This is a genomic window from Oribacterium sp. oral taxon 078 str. F0262, assembly GCF_000160135.1.
Classification (GTDB): Bacteria; Bacillota; Clostridia; order Lachnospirales; family Lachnospiraceae; genus Oribacterium.
In genome coordinates this window covers 235,925-254,715 of the sequence record NZ_GG729933.1, presented here as the reverse complement: position 1 = coordinate 254,715, position 18,791 = coordinate 235,925, and the positions used below count along the sequence as shown (strand labels likewise).

Genomic DNA, 18,791 nt, shown 5'->3' with positions numbered 1-18,791 from the left:
AAGGCGGACCGGGTCATCAGCCGGGATCATGTGTTCCGTTTCCAATGGAAGTTTGATTTGATAATAGCCTCGATATGTCGTATAATCGGGCTGTAAATGTAATGGGGTTTGCATACCATTATTTTACAATAAAGCCCGGACTTTTCGAAGTCCGGGTCTTTGTTTTTTATAAGAGAAATCCGGCTGAATGGCCGGATTTCATCCGATGAAAAAGACTGCCGCACTAATCACTTAGTGCGACAGCCCCTAAGCTAAACCAAAAGCTTTTTTATTTTATCTCTTTTTCCCCTTTTATTTTTTATGCCTTTGCGAGTGCCTCTCCCAGAGCCTTGCAGCTTGCCAAAGCGGCATCGTCCGGCGAATCATTTGCGATGACGGGCTCCGAAACCAGGCTCGCTCCCGCGGCCTTCACGCGCTCCTCCCAGTTCCGCATCCACTCTCCGTCTCCCCAGCCGTAGGATCCGAAAAGTCCGACCTTCTTTCCGGAAAGAGAGCTCTCCAGCTCCGCGAAGAAGGGCTCCATCTCGCTCTCCTCCAGCACCTCGTCTCCCATCGCCGGACAGCCGAGGGCAAAGACCGCCTGATCCTTCAGATCCGCCGCAGAGATGTCGGAAATGGAAACGAGCTTCACCTCACCGCCCGCATTCTGCACTCCCTCGCTGACCGCATTTGCCATCGCCTCTGTGTTTCCGGTTCCGCTCCAGTAAGCTACATAGATCATATTTCCCTCCTGTCTTTCATCCTCTCCGCCGCTCCCCATTTCCGCGGCGGAAGCATCGTGATCCGGCTTTCTCCCTCCGAATCAGTCCTTTGTTCCTTCTGTATCCTAGTATAGGCCTCTCCCCTCCATCTTGTGTTGCAAAAGCAACAATCATAGAGAAGATCAGGCGACGGAGCTTTCTCTCCTGGGACAGAGCGAAAGCAGCTGCTCCAAAGGCACGCCATGTCCCGCCATTAAGAAGAAGCTCTGGACAGAGACATCATAGGCCTGGAAGGTCCGAAGCGCAGCGCGCACATCTCCATAGACCTTCCAGTAGCCGCAGAGCTTCGCCCCGGTTCCCGCGTGCAGGAGATAGCCCCGCACATCCTCCGCAGGATAGCCGAGGAAGAGGCCGAGCTCGTGCGGAAATCCCTGCTCTCCCCGCTTATAGCGGAGATACCTCTCCCGGAAATGGCGGAGAAGCGCAGAAAGTGCGGGGCCGAACTCCCCATAGGACGGGGCCAGCTCCAGAAGCTGCGCTCTGAGCTCCGGATCGGAAAGCTGCTCGGAGAGCCTCTCCTCCCGATAAAAGAGAAAGGTCACTCTCCGCCCGGAATACAGGGGAAGCAGAGAAATCGCACCACCGGAAAAGAGCCGGGACAGAGCAAAATATTCTCTCTCCGAGACACTGATAATCCCGCAGGGCTTTAAACCCGTGATCACCGGAGCATTCAGACAGACCAGCTCCCGAAGCTTTTGCTCCAGGCAATCCCCCGCATCCCCCATTTCCTCTCCTCTTCCTCTCCGCCGTGAACCCAGCGCAATCAGTTAGTTTTTTCTAACCTACCAGCCAATTATATTAGCTGTATCTAACTTTGTCCAGAGGGAAAAAGAGAAAGATGATATGCGCTGCACTTCTCAGTTTCCCGGCCGGACAAAGCTGAGCAGAGCGTCGCAGCTCCCCTCCAGTGTCCAGGAAGCGGAGGATGCGGGGAGGAAAAAGCTGTCTCCCCTTCTATAAGGCATAGCATCCTCTCCGCAGCTGATCCTTCCCTCCCCGTCCAGAATCAGGATATGCAGGAAGCTCGTGCTGTCCACCGTGCCGGAGATCCTTGCGCCGTGCTCTCCGTCCAGAAAGAGTCTGTCCACCGTAAAATATCCGCAGTCCGCCACATGGGGATAGTCCGTCTCTCTCCGGGACGGCGAAAGCCGCCTTGTCACATCCTTTGCCTGCCGGATGTGGAGCTCTCTCTGCCTTCCGTCCTTTCCGATGCGGCCGTAATCATAGACCCGATAGGTCACATTGGAATTTTGCTGGATCTCCGCCAGGAGGATGCCCTTTCCGATGGCGTGCACTGTGCCGGCCTCTATGAAAACGCTGTCACCCTTCTTTACATAGAGCTTATGCAGGACCTCCAGCAGGGTATTGTTCCGGATCCTCTCCTCGAACTCCTCGGAAGAGAGCTCTCTCTGGAAGCCGTAATACAAAAAGGCCCCCGGCTCCGCATCCAGGATATACCACATCTCCGTCTTTCCGTACTGCCCCTCATGCTTAAGAGCATAGGCATCATCGGGATGCACCTGGATCGACAGATTCTCCTTCGCATCAATGAGCTTCGTCAGGATAGGAAAATATTCAAATCTCCGGCAGCTGCTTCCGAGAAGCTCCTTCCCTTTCTCTTGGATATACTCCGGGAGCGTCTTTCCCTTATATTCTCCGTTTGCTATGACGGACGGCCCGTCCGGGTGGCAGCTCAGAACCCAGGCTTCGGCGCAGACCGGGCCGCTGTAATTCACATGATATTCCTCTACCAGCCGATGCCCTCCCCAGAGGTAATCCTTTACCGCAGGCTCCAACTTTAAAATCGACATATCCTTCCTTTCCGCCCTCCCTTTCCCCATCTTTTCAGGAATCCTATCCTCCGTTTTCCGTAAGTTCCGGATCCTTTTGAATCCGCAGCCTCCCGCAGCGCTTATAATTCATGAATTCTCAGCTCTTCGATCAAAGCTGTGAGAAGAATGGCCGCATGCCTTCTGATATCAGGCCCATCATTTCCATCTCTTCGTATTGCCATCAAAGGAGCGGGGACTTATACTTAAATCAAGTTTTATCATAGGAGGATGCAAATGGCAAAGATACAATACCGCCTGAAGGTCTATCCGGCCGGTCTTGGGCATAAGGTATACCGAAATCTCGAGATCTGCGGACAGGATACCCTGGATCAGCTCTGCGATGCTGTACTGGAGGCCTTCGCTTTCTCGAAGGAACACCTGTATGAGTTTTGCATGAATAATCAAATGTATCAAGACGACAACTATCAGTCCGATCCCGGGGACGGCGGACCCTCCACTGCGGAGGCAATCGGCAGTCTCGGCCTGCACAAGGGTCAGAATTTCTCGCTGCATTATGACTTCGGGGATGACTGGATGTTCACGATCCATGTGATGCAGATCTCTGAGACCGACGCCTATCACAGTCCCGTTATTATCAAGGCGAAGGGTGAGATCGAGCAGTATCCCGATTATGGGGAGGAATGGGACGAGGAGGATTGGGAGGAGGACTAGGCGACAAAAAGGAGGTACCATGTCTGTCAAATACGCGCTCTTCAGAGGGCTGGTGAAGGCCTTCGGATTGAAGAAGCAATGGGAGGAGAAAAATGCGGAGAAGCTGCTCGAAAGGCAGCGAAGGAAAAATGCGAAAAACCACATCCCAAGACTCAGCGACCCCGATTTTGAGATCAGCCTCGTGAGGGTAATGGGCTTCCCCGTTCTCAGGCTGATCCATAAAAAAGCAAGCGGCAGGGCCAATCTATTCCTCATCGGAGGCGGGATGATCTCTCCTCCAAGGCCGGGCTCGATCAAAAAGGCTCTGCGCTTTGCGAAGGAGAGCGGCCTCGATGTCTTTGTCCCCTATTATCCGCTCTGCACGGAGTATCCTGTGACAAGGGCCTACCAGATGATCCATGAGAGCTATCAAATGATGCTGAAAAGCTATGCCCCTTCGCATATCTCCGTGCTCGGGAGCTCCTCCGGCGGCGCTCTGGCGCTCGGGATGGTTCCCTACATCAATGACGGCCGCCGCGATGTCCCCATGCCGGGATATATCATGGCGGTCTCCCCCGGAAGCTGCCCGGACGGCGAGGAGGAATGGAAGAGGATGCAGGAGCTTGATAGGCGGGATATCCTGATCCCCGCGCAGTACATGAGGACGGTGACTGAGATCATGCGCTGCGGCAGGGACGATGTCCCAGACTATATGATCTGGCTGCAAAGAGGGGATTTTACGAATGGCCCGAAGGTCTCCCTCCTCTACGGGGGCGATGAGACGCTCTCCGCCTGCGCGCCTTCCCTGACGGAAAGGCTGAAGCGCTGCGGCGTAAAATGCGATCTCCATATCGGGAAGGGGATGTTCCACTGCTATCCCTTCTTTCCGGTCTGCAGGGAGGCAAGAGCGGGCTGGGACTTAGTGCTCCGGCTTATGAAGGAGAACCTTTCCGGATCTCCTTCAGAACCCCCTCGATGTGCTCCATCGTCTTCTCCGTGCTCCAGCGCTCCCTCGGATCCCTCTGCCGGAAGTAAAGGAGAGGCTCCGGACCATTAGAAAGGCGAAGCTGTCCCTGGCAGAGCCGGATGAGCTCCGGGAGCTTCTCCACACGGATATCCGCGTTCCTCTGAAAGCGGAGCCGGTACTCTCCCCGTCCGGCATAGAGCTCTGTCACAAAGCAGGATGCGGCGAGGGCCTTCAGCTTTGCGATCGCGAGGAGATTCTCCGCCTGCGCCGGAAGCTCTCCGAAGCGGTCGATCATCTCGTCCCGGATATCAAGCTCATCCTCCTCTCCACAGATCTGAGAGATCCGCTTATAAATGTCAAGCTTCTGCGTCTCATCCCGGATATAGCTGTCCGGAAGGTAGGCGTCGAGCTCACACTCGATCTGGGTCTTCGCCGCTTCCTCGGGCTCTTCCCCTCCCTTCTCCTTCTGTACGGCCTCAGAGAGGAGCTTACAGTAGAGCTCATAGCCCACGGCCTCCATGTGGCCGTGCTGCTCCGCACCAAGCACATTTCCGGCGCCCCGGATCTCCAGATCCCGCATGGCGATCCGTATGCCGGAACCGAGCTTCGTGAACTCCCGGATCGCCTTTAAGCGCTTCTCCGATTCCTCGCTGAGGAGCTTTCCGCGGCGGTAGAGAAAGAAGGCATAGGCTGTCCGGCTGGATCTCCCGACTCTCCCCCGGATCTGATAGAGCTGGGAGAGCCCCATCCGGTCTGCATCATTGATGATGAGGGTATTCGCATTCGGGATGTCCAGGCCGGTCTCTATGATCGTCGTCGAGACGAGGACGTCGATCTCTCCGTTGATAAAGCGAAGCATGATCTCCTCGAGCTGTCCCTCATTCATCTTACCGTGCGCGAATGCGACGCGGGCCTCCGGCACGAGGGCCTGCACCCTCCTCGTGACCTCCTCGATATTATTGACCCGGTTATGGACATAATAGACCTGTCCGGAGCGGGCGAGCTCCCGGCGAACCGCCTCCCGAATGAGCTCCTCATTGTACTCCATGACATAGGTCTGCACCGGACTTCTGTCGATCGGAGGCTCCTCCAGCACCGAGAGATCGCGGATTCCGGCGAGAGACATGTGGAGCGTCCTCGGGATCGGCGTCGCGGTCAGCGTGAGGACATCCACATTTTTTTTCAGATTCTTGATCCTCTCCTTATGGGAGACCCCGAAGCGCTGCTCCTCATCCACCACCAAAAGACCGAGATCCCGGAAGGCGACATCCCGGGAGAGAAGGCGGTGTGTGCCAATCGCGATATCCGCTCTCCCGGCCTTGAGATCCGCGATCGACTTTTTGATCTGCGCCGGACTCCGGAAGCGGCAGAGCAGGGTCACATTGACGGGGAAGCCCTTCATCCTCTCTACAAAGGTATTGTAAATCTGCTGGGCCAGGATCGTCGTCGGCGCAAGGTATGCCACCTGACGGGAATCCTGCACGCATTTAAAGGCGGCCCGGAGCGCGACCTCCGTCTTTCCATAGCCCACATCTCCGCAGATCAGTCGGTCCATGATCTTCCGGCTCTCCATGTCCGCCTTCGTCTCCTCGATCGCAAGAAGCTGGTCCGCGGTCTCCTCATAGGGAAAAAGCTCCTCAAACTCCCTCTGCCAGACGCTGTCCTCCGGGAAGCGGTGCCCGGAAGCGCTCTGGCGCGCAGAGTAGAGTGCGACGAGCTCCTTCGCCACCTCCTTCACGGCATGCCGGACCCGGCTCTTCGTCTTCTGCCAGTCGGAGCCGTTTAGCTTATTCAGCTTCGGCGCCGCCCCCTCCGAGCTCCCGTACTTCTGTATGCCCTCCAGCTTCGTCGCGGGGAGATAAAGCCTGCCTCCGTCCCCGTACTCGATCTGGATATAATCCTTCGTGACGCCGTCTGTGCTGATCCGCTCGATGCCGCGGTAGATCCCGATGCCGTGGCTCTCATGGACGACGTAGTCCCCGGGAGAAATCTCCGAGAGCTTCGCGATCCTCTGTCCCTCGTACTTTTTCTTCTTCCGGCGCTTCGTGAGCTCCCTGCTCTGCCCGAAAAGATCCGATTCCGTGAGGACGGCGAGCTTCTCCCGGTCGGAGAGAAATCCCGTGTGAAGGTAGGCGGAAAGCACGCGGACCGAGCCCCGGTTCTCCTCCTGCTCAAGCTCCCCCTCATCCGGACAATAGGCGCGGATGCCGTAGTCCCGAAGCTCCTGCGCAAGCCTCGACGCCCTTGTCCTTCCGGGCGAAAAAAGGATCAGGGCATATTTCTCCTCCTGCCACTTCCGGATATCGCGGATCAGGTAATCGAAGCGGCTCCGGTAGCTCTCGATCTCGGCACTGGGAAAGGAGAGAGTCCTCGCCTCCTTCCCTCCGGAGAGCGCCTCCAGATTATTCCCAAGGGTCGAAAAGGAGAGACTTCTCCCGCTGTAGAGCCGCTCCATAACGGAATCTGCGCTGTAGATCAGCTCCGCGGGATCTGAATCCACCCCCTCCTCTTCTCGAGGAAAAGGGCTTTCCGAATCCGCCCTCGCAAGGCAGCTCTCGCTAAACTCCGCCTCCACCATCCTTCCCCGCTCCCGGAGTCTTGCGGGCTCATCCAGGAAGATGCGGGCATGTTCCGGAAGATAATCCAAAAGACTCGCATCCCCTTTCCTCCCGCAGCCCCTCTCCGCGGCCGGGCAGATCTCCGCCTCGTCGAGCTTCTCGACAGAGCGCTGGGAGAGGAGGTCAAAGGAACGGATATTGTCGATCTCGTCGCCCCAGAATTCAAGCCGGATCGGGTTCTCCGCCGTAAACGGATAGATATCCAGGATCCCTCCCCTGAGAGAATACTCTCCCATGGCCTCCACTGCGGGGAGGCGCTGATAGCCGAGGGAAGTGAGCTTTTTCGAGAGCGCACTGAGCTCATGGATCTGCCCCGGGGCGAGACGGAGCACCGCGCCCTGAAAGCTCTCCCGATCCCAGATCTTGTCCATCAGGGCATCGATCGTCGTGACCAGGATCCCGCTCTCATCCTCCGTGAGGTGGGAAAGGGCCTCCACCCTCTGCCTCGTGATGAGTGTCCCCTGTGTATCCGCCTGATAAAAGAGAAGGTCCTTCGCCGGATAATAAAAGCTCTGCTCCGTGAGGGAACGAAGCTCTCGGAGGAAGCTCTTCGCCCGCTGCTCCGAGGAGAGGACCAGCATCCCCCAGCCGGAGGCGGAAAGAGCCGCGCTGAGCATCGCCTTTACGGAATCCACGGCGCCGCTCAGAAAAAGCGGCCCCCCTCCCTCGGAGAGAAGCCCCTTCAGTTCCTTATACGTCCCCGTGTTCAGGATGGGATTCAGCATCTCTTATTTCCTCTTCGCATTGTGCAGATTCATCGACTTGTCCACGCCCTTCGATATAATATCCAGGCAGGCCTCCGCCGCCTCTTGATAGGCCTCCGCCATCGTTTTCTCCTCATCCGGCGGGATTTTCCCGAGCACATAGTCTGCGAGATCCATGTACTCCGGCTTCTCTCCGACTCCGATCCGAACCCGGGGGAAGTTCTCCGTGCCGAGGCAGGAGACGACCGATTTCAGGCCGTTGTGCCCCCCCGCAGAGCCTCTCGCCCTGACGCGGATCTGCCCCGGGGGAAGTTCGATCTCATCGGAAATCACGATGATCCTCTCCGGCGGAATCCTGTAAAAATTCGAGAGCGGTGCGATACATCTCCCGGACTCATTCATATAGGTGAGGGGCTTTAAAAGAAGGAGACTCTCCTCGAAAAATCGCGTCTTGACACAGGCTCCCTGAAACTTCGTGTCGCAGAGCTTCAGGTCCCCGAGCTCATGGAGGAGGAGATCCAAAGCGGCAAAGCCCGCATTGTGCCTCGTCCCGATATATCTTCTCTCCGGATTTCCCAGTCCGCAAATCAGCCACATATTTTCCTCTTATCCTCCGGCTGCCCCGCCCTTTGTATGTCCTTTATATGCCTCCGACTTGCGGCTCCCTCTGCTCGAGGGCAGCGGCAAAGGGGAATGCGGCGTCTGTTCTAGCATCTGATGGGGATTTGTATTTCGCCCGCCGCTTTGCCTGCCGCTTTCTCCGCCCGGCTCAGGACGCTCCCGCTCCGACTGCCGCGGCCAGCGGTGCATAAGCGATTTGCAGGACCAAATCGCTAAGCACCGGGGCGGCAGACGGCCTGAGCTCAGGCGGGGAAAGCGGCAGGGTCAATCTGCATGTGCAGCGCTGCGCCGCTTCTTCAGGTACGCTCCCGCTCCGACTGCCGCGGCCAGCGGTGCATAAGCGATTTACAGGACCAAATCGCTAAGCACCGGGGCGGCAGACGGCCTGAGCTCAGGCGGGGAAAGCGGCAGGGCCAATCTGCATGTGCAGCGATGCGCTGCTTCTTCAGGTACGCTCCCGCTCCGACTGCCGCGGCCAGCGGTGTATAAGCGATTTACAGGACCAAATCGCTAAGCACCGGGGCGGCAGATGGCCTGAGCTCAGGCGGGGAAAGCGGCGGAGCCAATCTGCATGTGCAGCGCTGCTTCTTCAAGGACGCTCTGAGTCTGCCCGATGGCAGACTTCTACGCTCGACTTCGCTTCGCGAAGGACTCGGCTTCGCCCGGGTGGCTTCAGCCGACCTCCCGCCGGGAGGCACTTCTCTTCGAGAAGTGGTCAAGGACGCTCCGAGTCTGCCTGATGGCAGACTTCTACGCTCGACTTCGCTTCGCGAAGGACTCGGCTTCGCCCGGGTGGCTTCAGCCGACCTCCCGCCGGGAGGCACTTCTCTTCGAGAAGTGGTCAAGATCGCTCCGAGTCTGCCTGATGGCAGACTTCTACGCTCGACTTCGCTTCGCGAAGGACTCGGCTTCGCCCGGGTGGCTTCAGCCGACCTCCCTTCGGGAGGCACTTCTCTTCGAGAAGTGGTCAAGATCGCTCCGAGTCTGCCTGATGGCAGACTTCTACGCTCAAAAGTCGCCGGATTCCCGCTGCGATCAGGAAATTCCCGGACAGGATCACAATAAACCAAAACAGCGTCTTTCCCGGTGCCTGCTCCCGGATCTTGAGAAAGGAGTAGGGACCGTCCACAAGTCCGATCCCGTTCAGGGCGAGGATCGGAAGGCCGTAGAACAGGGTGAGAAGCAGGGCGAGAAGCGGCATGCTTCTCGGGATCTCTCCCCCCCTCTCAAAGAGAAGGAGAGAAAAGAGGGAGAGAAGCGGCGCGATAAGATGGCTCAGGCTCTTCGTACCCTCCGTAAACTCATAGAGGTAGCCCTTCTCCGGGGCCAGAACGAAAAACACTACGAAGAAGGTCAGCATCAGGCAGCAGCTTGCGAGATAGCGAAGGGAGAGAAGCCAGCCGGGGAAGCCGGGTCTTCCCCCCTTCCCGGACAGGGCCCTGGCGAGCACCCCCTTCCCGCTCTGATTCAATCTCCGGAGCGAGAAAAAGCAATAGAGAAGCGAGACCGCACCCGAGAACAGATTGGAATCCGTCGTATAAAAGCGGAGCGTCCTGAGCCCCTCTGAGTGAAAGGCGGAGTTTGCCACGATCAGCTCCGCCAAAAGCAAAAGCAGGTTGCAAAAAAGTGCCGCTCTCTCTCTTCTCTCCGGACTCATCCCTTCGACCGCCTCCCAAGCCCTATCCGGGCGCAGTGTACCCTCTCCATCTCCCATCAAGCCTTCCCCCGGCATATAGGGATGACAAAAGCACGGATCCGATATCCTGCCCTCGATCCGCTCCTACAGCAGACAATCCGTTCGACCATTTTATACCGAGCTCCAGAAAAAAATCAAGGCCATGCCTTTCGACACGGCCTTCCTCTGGAGCCTCTCGCCCCAAGCAACGGGAATCAAAGCACCCTCTCTCCGTTGATTCTGTCCAGCTCCGCCCGGTATGTCCTTAAAATCGTGCTCTGAAGCAACTCTCTCGTGGAGGAGCGGATCGGATGCGCGATGTCGCGGTACTCCCCATCTGTTGTCTTCCTGGAGGGCATGGCGATGAAAAGTCCCTTCTCGCCCTCGATCACCTTGATATCATGGATGACAAATTCCTCATCAAAGGTGATGGACGCGACCGCCTTCATCTTCCCCTCTTTCTCCACACGGCGAACCCGTACATCCGTAACCTGCATACTTATCCTCCTATCCTTTCCTACCACGCTTCGGATATCAAAGGTGATTTCGCATGCTCCCGCTGCTCCGCCATCCTCAGATCTCATCCCGTCACATGATATATCTTTCATTTTTTTCAATTACTATTCTGATGTCATCCGGAGTCCCTATGTAAGTCGTATTTGCCCGGATGGTGTCCCGGCTCTCCACAATACAGTTTTCAATGACGCTGTTGTCTCCGATATAAACATCATTTAAAATGACGGAATTTCGGATAATGCAGTTGTTTCCGACATAAACCTTTCGGCAAAGGACAGAGTTCTCCACCATACCGTTGATGATGCACCCGCTCGCCACGATCGCATTATGGACACTGCACCCCGGATTATACTTCGCGGGCGGATTATCCGCAAGCCTTGTGTAGACTCCCGGGGCCTCCTTGAAAAAATGATCCCGGATCTCTCTTTTCAGGAAGTCCATATTGGTCCTGTAATAGGACGGAAGCGATGCGATATTGCTCCAGTAGTCGTTCATACGGTAGCCGTAGATGCGCTTCAGATTTTTGTAGCGCACCAGGATGTCCTTCACAAAATCATAGCGGTCCTCATCGTTGGACTTCTCCAAAAGCTCAATCAGCTGCCGCCTCCGGATCACATAGACCCCGCAGGAGATCGTAGTCGCATCCGTCGCCACAGGCTTCTCCTCAAATTCCACGATGCGGCTTTCATCGTTCATTTTGATGCAGCCAAAGCGGGAGACATCGTCCGCGGGATTGAGCGCGGTGCACACCACCGTGATATCCGCCTTCTTCTCGATGTGGTACTCCAGGACCCTGCTGTAGTCGAGCTTGTAGACACCATCCCCCGCGGCAATGATGACATAGGGCTCGTGGGAGGATTTCAAAAAAACAAGGTTTTGGTAGAGGGCGTCCGCCGTGCCGCGGAACCAGTCCCCGTGCTCCGCCGTGATGGTGGGCGTATAGACATAGAGCCCGCCCTGCTTCCGCCCGAAGTCCCACCACTTCGAGGAGGAGAGGTGCTGGTTCAGGGAACGCGAATTGTACTGCGTGAGCACCGCCACCTTCTGCACATGGGAATTCGACATGTTGGAGAGCGCGAAGTCGATGGCCCGGAAGGTGCCCGCCACCGGCATCGCGGAGATCGCCCGCTTGTTGGACAGTTCTCTCATCCGCTTGTTGTTGCCGCCCGCAAGGATAATTCCTATCGCTCTCATATTCTGTCGTCCTCCTTGATGATCGCGCCGCCGCTCCAAAGCACGGCGTCCGGGTAATCCTCCGGTGCAGTCTTCCCGTAGACCGCCGTGTTCCTCCCGATCGAGACCTGATCCGGAATCACGGAATTCTCTCCGATCAATGCAAGTTCCGAGCAATAGACCCTTTTGTCATAGACGGAATCCGCATACTCTCCGGTCCCGATCACGCAGCCTTTGCCGATGCTGACATTCTGGGCGATAATGGCCTTATTGACCCGGCTGCCCTCCCGGATCACCGAATTGTCCATGATGATGGAATCCGAGATGACCGCGCCGCCCTCCACGGTCACACCGGCCCCGATCACCGAATTGTAGACCTCCCCGTAGATCTCGCAGCCCTCGGAGATGATGGAGCGCTCCACATGGGAGTCTCCGGAAATGTACTGGGGGGCGGGATTGTCCGTCTGCGTATAAATCTTCCAGTACTCCTCGTAGAGATTGAACTCCGGGATGAGCGCGACCAGCTCCATATTGGATTCCCAGTAGGACTGCAGTGTGCCGACATCCTTCCAGTAGCCATTGAATTCATAGGCGTAGATCGGAGCATCCTGGTGGAAGAGGTAGGGAATGATATGCTTCCCGAAGTCGCAGCCCGGCACATCCCGGTTTTTCAGCAGCGCATCCCGGAGCAGCTTCCAGCTGAAGATATAGATCCCCATGGACGCCAGATTGCTCCTCGGCTCCTTGGGCTTCTCCTGGAAGTCGATGATGCGGTTCTGCTCATCCGTCACCGTGATCCCGAAACGGCTCGCCTCCTCCATCGGCACCGGCATCGCCGCGATGGTGAGCCCCGCGTTCATCGCCTTGTGATACTCCAGCATGACCTCGTAGTCCATCTTGTAGATATGGTCCCCCGAGAGGATCAGCACATAGTCCGGATTATAGTTATCGATATAGGCGATATTTTGGAAGATCGCATTCGCCGTGCCGGAATAGAATCCGGTGTCATCCTGGGACTCATAGGGCTGCAGCACCGTCACCCCTCCCCGGTTCCGGTCCAGATCCCAGGGGATGCCGATGCCGATATGGGCATTCAGGCGGAGAGGCTGGTACTGCGTCAGTACTCCGACGGTATCCACGCCGGAATTGATACAATTACTGAGTGGGAAGTCAATAATAGAATACTTTCCGCCAAAGGAAACAGCGGGTTTTGCGACATTCTTCGTGAGAATACCAAGGCGGGAGCCCTGGCCGCCAGCCAAAAGCATGGCAATCATTTCCTTCTTAATCACATCATCACCCCTCTGGTCATCGAGTTTAGCGTCACAGCTGCTGCGGGGAGAACTCCCCTCCCTTCCTCCGGTTCAGAGATAATGCGAAGATCTCCGGCCCTTTGCTCCCGGGGCAATGGACCGATAAATGCGGACAAAGATGCCGCCCTTCCCCTGGGGGGAACAGCGCATCCTCTTGTGCAGTTCGCCCGAAGCCTTTCGATCTTCAGCGTCATGACTGCTCCGATTGCCCCTATTATAGCACTCAAAAGGAAATAATGAAATACAAATCGGCAGAATAATCCCCAATAACTGTATAAATTTCCATCTTTTCTGCCGTTTTGCCCGCCCGGAACAGGGCAGCTCTCTCAGGCCGCCCTGTCTCGCGGCGCGGGGAGCTATCTTTCATTGAAAAGCCTCTTTCCATCTAGTATAATAATCAGGTCATCAAAGGCTGATCTTGCATGGCAAAGTCCATGCGGCCTCTTTTTCGCATTTTCGCGGGACTTTCCCCGCCTTATGTTCATAAGGGGCGTATCACATATCCTGCCGCCTCTTTACGGCGGCAGGACTTCGAAGGCGGAAGCATATCGGGATTCCGCTTTCGGAGCTTTTTTGGAAACGCAGGGGGAGGAAGCATGAATTTAAGCAGTTTGCGCGAGCTTTTCAGAGACAGCGCCGCCTACTATGACAGAGAAATCACGGTCGGAGGATGGGTCCGGAGCAACCGGGACAGTAAGTCCTTCGGCTTTCTCGTGATTTCCGATGGGAGCTTTTTCACACCGCTTCAGGTCGTTTATCACGAGGATCTGGAGAATTTCCCGGAGATCGCAAAGCTCGGCGTCGGCGCGGCTGTCATCGTGAAGGGAAAGCTTGTCGCGACGCCGGAGGCGAAGCAGCCCTTTGAGCTGCAGGCGGAAAGCGTCTCCATCGAGGGGCCGAGCAGTCCGGACTATCCTCTCCAGAAAAAGCGCCATACTCTGGAATACCTCCGGAGCATCCCGCACCTTCGCCCGAGGACCAATACTCTTCAGGCCGTCTTTCGCATCCGCTCCCTGATCGCCTTTGCGATCCATCGCTTCTTCCAGGAGCGCGGCTTCGTCTATGTCCACACGCCGATCATCACCGCCTCCGACGCGGAGGGCGCCGGAGAGATGTTCCAGGTGACGACACTCGACCTCGATCAGCTTCCGAGGACGGAGGAGGGTGTCGACTACGGAGCGGACTTTTTCGGGAAGAAGACCTCTCTCACCGTCTCCGGTCAGCTGAACGGAGAGAGCTTCGCCCAGGCCTTTCGGAATATCTACACCTTCGGTCCGACCTTCCGCGCGGAGAATTCGAATACGCAGAGGCATGCGGCGGAGTTTTGGATGATCGAGCCGGAGATGGCCTTCGCGGAGCTTTCCGACATCATGGACACCGCGGAGGATATGCTGAAATTTATCATCCGCCATGTCCTCACGGAGGCCCCGGAGGAGATGGAGTTTTTGAACAGCTTTGTGGACAAGGGCCTTCTCGAAAGGATGCGCTGCATTCTCGACTCCGACTTCGGCCGGATCAGCTATACGGAGGCCGTCGAAATCCTCGAAAAGCACAATGCGGACTTCGAATACAAGCTCTCCTGGGGGGCGGATCTCCAGACAGAACACGAGCGCTATCTGACGGAGAAGATCTTTCAGCGCCCGGTCTTCGTTACGGACTATCCGAAGGAAATCAAGGCCTTCTACATGAAGCAGAATCCGGACGGAAGGACCGTCGCCGCTGTGGACTGTTTGGTGCCCGGCATCGGGGAAATCATCGGCGGCTCCCAGAGGGAGGAGGACTACGACAGGCTCCTCTCTCGGATGGAGGAGCTCGGTATGGATATCGAGGCCTACCGCTTCTATCTGGACCTTCGGAGATTCGGCACGACGCGGCACGGCGGCTTCGGCCTCGGCTTTGAACGCGCCGTCATGTATCTCACCGGAATGCAGAATATCCGCGATGTTCTCCCCTTCCCGCGCACCGTAGGAAACTGCGAGATCTAGCCATGAAATTCATTCACACTGCCGATGTGCACTGGGGTATGACGCCGGATCCGGATATGCCCTGGGCCAAGGAGAGGGAGGAGGAGATCCGGGAGAGCTTCCGGCATATCGTATCTCTGTGCAGGGACTTCGGCGCGGACTGCCTCCTGATCGCCGGGAATCTCTTTCATCAGCAGCCCTTAAAGCGGGAGCTCTCCGAGCTGGACAGTCTCTTTCGGACGATACCGAAAACCCATGTCGTCCTCCTGCCCGGAGAGAGCGACCGCATTACGAAAAGCTCCGCCCTCTTAAGTTTTTCCTTTTCCGACAATGTGAGCTGTCTCCTGGAGCCCTCCGGGAGCTTTTTCTTCGATGAGATCCGAACGGAAATCTGCGCCCTCTCCTGCCCGGAGGGAAGCTGGGAGGAGGCGATCCGCGCCTTCCCCCTCTGCTGCGATGAGAGCTCCCGGATTTTACTCGCAAGCTGCTCTAAGAAAAATCCCTTCCCGGAGGACAGCTCCTTTCTCAGCTCTCTTCCCTTTTGCTACGCCGCGCTCGGCGGCTCGGAAAGGCGGAGAGAGATGGGGGAGCGGAGAATCGTCTTCCCCGCCTCTCCGGAGCCGCTCTCACCGAGGGAAAGCGGGGAGCACGGCGTCTATCTCGGAGAGCTGGATCCCGGCACGGGAGATCTCATGAAGCTTCGCTTCCTCCCGATCGCCAGGCGGCGCTACGTTCCCCTCCAGGTCACTGTGAACCAAAGAACCCGCGAAGAAGCTCTGCTCCGTCTCCTCTCCGAGCGGATGGGGGAGCACGGAAGGGAGCGGATCTATCGGATCCGCATCCGCGGAAAGAGAAGGCCGGAGCAGAGCTTTTCCCTCGACTCCCTCCGGGAGCGCTTCCCCATCGCGGAGCTTCTCGATGAGTCGAAGCCGGACTACGACCTCGGGGCGCTCTGCCGGGAGCATTCCTCCGATCTCATCGGCTTCTATATTCGGAGCTTTCTCATGGAGGATAAGGAGGAGAGAAGCGAGGAGGACGAGGAGGCACTTCTCCTTGGGATCCGCGCACTCCTTTTTTCGGAAGAAGAGGAGGAAGGATGAAGCTCATCGAATTGAGGATCCACGGCTTTGGAAAGTTCCATGACTATACGCTTCCGCTCTCGGACGGCCTGAACCTGATCTATGGAAGGAATGAGGCCGGAAAGTCCACGCTCCATCATTTTCTACGCAGCATGTTCTACGGTCTTCCGAGCGGAGGAAGCCTTCCCGCCCGGGAATTCCGACTCCACATCCGCCCCTGGAAAAATCCGGAGCGCTTCGGCGGCGAGCTCCTCGTCTCCTATCTGGGGGAGCGCTACCTCATCCAAAGAGATTTTTCCGCTCCGGATGAGGGGCTTTCCATCCGCTCCGAGAAATCGGGAATCCCTCTGGATAAGCCCGGGCCCTTCCTCTCGGAGCTTCTCTGCCATCTCACGGAGAAGGGCTACCGGAATACCGTATCCATCGCTCAGCTTCACGCAAAGACCGATCGGGAAATGGCCGGAGAGCTCCGGCGCTACGTGAAAAATATGCAGGAGAGCAAGAGCTCCTCCATCTCCGGGGAGCGGGCCCTCCGTTTCCTGGACGAGGAGGAGGGAAGGCTCCGGGAGCTTCTCGACAGCGGCGCGGTAAAGGAGCTCTCCCTCCTTACCGGTGAGATCCGGAATCTGGAGAGGGAACTCGAAAATCCACGCTATGAAAACCGGATCCGCCGCTTTGCCGCTCTCCGGGAGGAGGCCAGGGAAAATCTCGCAGAGCTGCAGAGAAGGAAGGAGGAGCTCCTCCGGAGAAACTCGGGGAAGGAGGAAGTCCTCCGTCTCTCCGGTCTGAGCGATCAGGAGGAGATCGAAAAAGAGGAGGGAAAGGCCGAGGGGCTCTACCGCGCGCTGCAAGAGGAAAAGAAAAGCTCTGTCCTAAGGCTCCTCCTCTATCCGCTTTCCCGAAGGAGAAAGAGGGAGGAAGCGGAGCGAAGAGAAGCGCTCAGCGCTGTCCTCTCCACCCGGATCGGAGGAGGGGAGATCGAGGAGGAGAGCATGGAAAGGCTTCGCTCCCGCTACCGGGAGCTCAGAGGAATCCTTACGGAGCTTTGGGAGGGGAGAAGGGCGCTCAATGCCGTTCTCTCCGAACTGGAGGAGAAGGAGAACGCCGAAAAAGGCTATGACGAGGAGCTTCTACGGCAGCATGAGCTCCAGACTGAACTTGAGGGAAAGCTGGAGCGTCTCTCGCAGCTTCGAACGAGGGAGCTTCGTCTTCTCTCCTCCGTCCGGGAAAATGGGCGGATAGAACGGCATCTCGATGCCCTCTCTCTGGCAAGAGAGCGCATTTCCGAGCTCTCCCTCCGGATTTCGGAGAGCTTCGGCCGGCATCTCAATGAGAAGGCGGGACGCATACTCTCCGAGATTACCGGCGGACGCTACCGCTCCCTCTTCGTCGATGACAGCCTGGAGCTCTTCATCGGAAGCGGGGAGCGCATGCTGAAGCTGAAGGAGCTCTCGCTCGGAACCATGGATCAGGTCTATCTCGCCCTCCGTCTCGCCGTATCCTCCCTCATGCAGGAGGAGGCGCCGGAGCGGCTGCCGCTTTTTCTCGACGAAAGCTTCGCGCTCTATGACGAGGAGCGGCTGAAGAGTTGTCTTCATTTTCTCTCTGATATGACAGGGGAGCAGATCCTCCTCTTCAGTTGTCACAAAAGGGAGGAGGAGATCCTCACAGCGGAGCAGCTCCCCTTCCGAAAGATCGAGCTTCTCACAGCGGAGGCGGAGGAAGGGGAGCCGCAATAATTTAGCCGCGCTCTTCCACCTCCTTCTCCGTCCTTCTCTCCGTCTGCTTCCTCAGGGCTTATCCCTTCCCCTCGAGCTTCGTCACGGCATCGATCAGCGAGGAGGCCTCCCCGCTTTGAATGAGCTCATAAAGACGGTCAATCTCCTCTTCCTTCATATGCGGCTTTCCGAGAAGCTGCTCATAGCGAAGGGAGAGCTCCTGTTCCCCGAGCTTTTCCCTCTTTTCCAGCTCCGACCTCCTCCGGCTCGACTCCGCGAGCTGGTCGGACAGCTGATCCAGCTCCGCCTGAGCGGCGCTGTCCATCTCTCCCGTGATGATATTCTTCGTCACCTTCTCAAAGGTGTCCTGCGCACTTTGCATCTCGCGGATCGTCTGCTCTCTCTCCTGCTCGGCCTTCCCGATCTCGGAATCATAGTCCTCCAGATGATAGGGCTCCTCGCTGGAGTCCGAGCGGATTCCTCGCGCGATGTTCCGGATCCTCTTCCGGTTTTTGCGCATCTCATTCAGAAATCCTCTGCCCTCCCGGATCGCTTCCCCGTGCTTTCCCTTCGTCTGATTGCTGATCAGGACATAGAGCCCTCCAAAGATCAGGATATCGAGGAGGTAGACCGCGATCAGATAGAGGGTCCTTCTCTCCGGAAGGAGGAGATAGACCCCGATCGGGATCAGCAGGAAGAAGAGCAAAAAGGCGAAAAAGAGTCCCAGGAACTCAGAAAAGCCGCTCGGCTGAAAGAGCATGTAGTAAAGCCTCGTCCCGCAAAAAAACGGCGCCTTATCCTTCCGAAGCACTGCCTTGAAGCGGCGCCAAAGCTCCTGATTCTCCTCGTTTACAGGCTCCGTCTCCGACGCAATCCTCCCCTTCACCCCTAGGTTCTTTGCCCTCTCCCTCTGGGAGCGGGCCTTTTTTAAAGCGCCATCGATCTGTTCGATCTGCCTCTCATAGGTCTTTTTGATCTCCTCGCTCCGGTTCTTTAAGGTCCTTTCCTTCCTCTCCGAGAGCTCCTTACGTGCGCTCTCCAGCGCTCTCGTCGCGCTCTCCTCCTGCTCCCTGGCCTCCCGTAAGGATTCCGACAGCGCTCTTTGATCCAGGAGCGCCTGCTTCGCCTGGTTCAAAAACTCCAAAGGATTCTCCGTTTCCAATCCCATATCTCTCCTCCATCTTCTGTATCGCTCTCAC

The 18,791-nt window shown here is 57.1% G+C and carries 15 protein-coding genes and 1 pseudogene; 5 read left to right on the top strand and 11 right to left on the bottom strand.

Going from position 1 to position 18,791, the window contains the following annotated elements:
- Positions 1-298: 298 nt before the first annotated feature.
- The 3 genes from GCWU000341_RS01125 to GCWU000341_RS01115 form a co-directional block, all read right to left on the bottom strand.
- Positions 299-721: a flavodoxin gene (locus GCWU000341_RS01125; protein WP_040653147.1), complete on the bottom strand. Its 423-nt coding sequence runs from the start codon at positions 719-721 to the stop codon at positions 299-301.
- 162 nt (positions 722-883) lie between these two features.
- Positions 884-1,486, bottom strand: a complete 603-nt coding sequence (locus tag GCWU000341_RS01120) for a DUF3793 family protein (protein ID WP_009213812.1) — start codon at positions 1,484-1,486, stop codon at positions 884-886.
- A gap of 132 nt (positions 1,487-1,618) precedes the next feature.
- A complete protein-coding gene (locus tag GCWU000341_RS01115; RefSeq protein ID WP_040653142.1) occupies positions 1,619-2,572 on the bottom strand; it encodes a type I phosphomannose isomerase catalytic subunit in 954 nt (317 codons plus the stop codon).
- Between the two features lie 255 nt (positions 2,573-2,827).
- On the opposite strand from GCWU000341_RS01115, the gene GCWU000341_RS01110 reads away from it, so the two are divergent.
- Positions 2,828-3,265: an IS1096 element passenger TnpR family protein gene (locus tag GCWU000341_RS01110; protein WP_155812554.1), complete on the top strand. Its 438-nt coding sequence runs from the start codon at positions 2,828-2,830 to the stop codon at positions 3,263-3,265.
- A pseudogene (locus GCWU000341_RS13850) lies at positions 3,225-4,109 on the top strand (alpha/beta hydrolase); the annotation flags it as partial. The gene GCWU000341_RS01110 and the pseudogene GCWU000341_RS13850, both read left to right, overlap by 41 nt.
- A 67-nt stretch (positions 4,110-4,176) precedes the next feature.
- Here GCWU000341_RS13850 and mfd read toward each other — a convergent pair.
- From mfd to GCWU000341_RS13375, 7 genes are all read right to left on the bottom strand, one after another.
- Entirely contained in the window at positions 4,177-7,554 is a 3,378-nt protein-coding gene (gene mfd / locus GCWU000341_RS01100) for a transcription-repair coupling factor (protein WP_009213808.1), read from the bottom strand.
- Positions 7,555-7,557: 3 nt separating this feature from the next.
- Positions 7,558-8,130 carry an aminoacyl-tRNA hydrolase gene (gene pth / locus GCWU000341_RS01095; protein ID WP_009213807.1) on the bottom strand — a complete coding sequence of 191 codons (573 nt, stop codon included), beginning with the start codon at positions 8,128-8,130 and terminating at the stop codon, positions 7,558-7,560.
- 991 nt (positions 8,131-9,121) lie between these two features.
- Positions 9,122-9,868: a hypothetical protein gene (locus GCWU000341_RS01090; protein WP_242651587.1), complete on the bottom strand. Its 747-nt coding sequence runs from the start codon at positions 9,866-9,868 to the stop codon at positions 9,122-9,124.
- Positions 9,869-10,044: 176 nt separating this feature from the next.
- Positions 10,045-10,326: a septation regulator SpoVG gene (gene spoVG, locus GCWU000341_RS01085; protein WP_036599341.1), complete on the bottom strand. Its 282-nt coding sequence runs from the start codon at positions 10,324-10,326 to the stop codon at positions 10,045-10,047.
- Positions 10,327-10,417: 91 nt separating this feature from the next.
- A complete protein-coding gene (glgD, locus tag GCWU000341_RS01080) occupies positions 10,418-11,539 on the bottom strand; it encodes a glucose-1-phosphate adenylyltransferase subunit GlgD (protein ID WP_009213801.1) in 1,122 nt (373 codons plus the stop codon).
- Complete coding sequence (locus tag GCWU000341_RS01075; RefSeq protein ID WP_009213800.1) at positions 11,536-12,810, bottom strand: glucose-1-phosphate adenylyltransferase; 1,275 nt, start codon at positions 12,808-12,810, stop codon at positions 11,536-11,538. Before GCWU000341_RS01075 ends, glgD begins: the two co-directional genes overlap by 4 nt.
- A 244-nt stretch (positions 12,811-13,054) precedes the next feature.
- Positions 13,055-13,198 carry a hypothetical protein gene (locus GCWU000341_RS13375; protein ID WP_207635063.1) on the bottom strand — a complete coding sequence of 48 codons (144 nt, stop codon included), beginning with the start codon at positions 13,196-13,198 and terminating at the stop codon, positions 13,055-13,057.
- A 229-nt stretch (positions 13,199-13,427) separates the two neighbouring features.
- On the opposite strand from GCWU000341_RS13375, the gene asnS reads away from it, so the two are divergent.
- From asnS to GCWU000341_RS01060, 3 genes are read left to right on the top strand one after another with little or no spacing between them, the layout of a single operon-like run.
- Complete coding sequence (gene asnS / locus GCWU000341_RS01070; RefSeq protein ID WP_040653138.1) at positions 13,428-14,816, top strand: asparagine--tRNA ligase; 1,389 nt, start codon at positions 13,428-13,430, stop codon at positions 14,814-14,816.
- A gap of 2 nt (positions 14,817-14,818) precedes the next feature.
- Positions 14,819-15,895, top strand: a complete 1,077-nt coding sequence (locus tag GCWU000341_RS01065; protein ID WP_009213796.1) for a metallophosphoesterase family protein — start codon at positions 14,819-14,821, stop codon at positions 15,893-15,895.
- On the top strand, positions 15,892-17,613 hold the full coding sequence (locus tag GCWU000341_RS01060) for an ATP-binding protein (protein WP_009213795.1): 1,722 nt from the start codon (positions 15,892-15,894) through the stop codon (positions 17,611-17,613). Before GCWU000341_RS01065 ends, GCWU000341_RS01060 begins: the two co-directional genes overlap by 4 nt.
- A 58-nt stretch (positions 17,614-17,671) precedes the next feature.
- Here GCWU000341_RS01060 and GCWU000341_RS01055 read toward each other — a convergent pair whose 3' ends face one another.
- Positions 17,672-18,760 carry a hypothetical protein gene (locus tag GCWU000341_RS01055; protein ID WP_009213794.1) on the bottom strand — a complete coding sequence of 363 codons (1,089 nt, stop codon included), beginning with the start codon at positions 18,758-18,760 and terminating at the stop codon, positions 17,672-17,674.
- Positions 18,761-18,791: the final 31 nt, after the last annotated feature.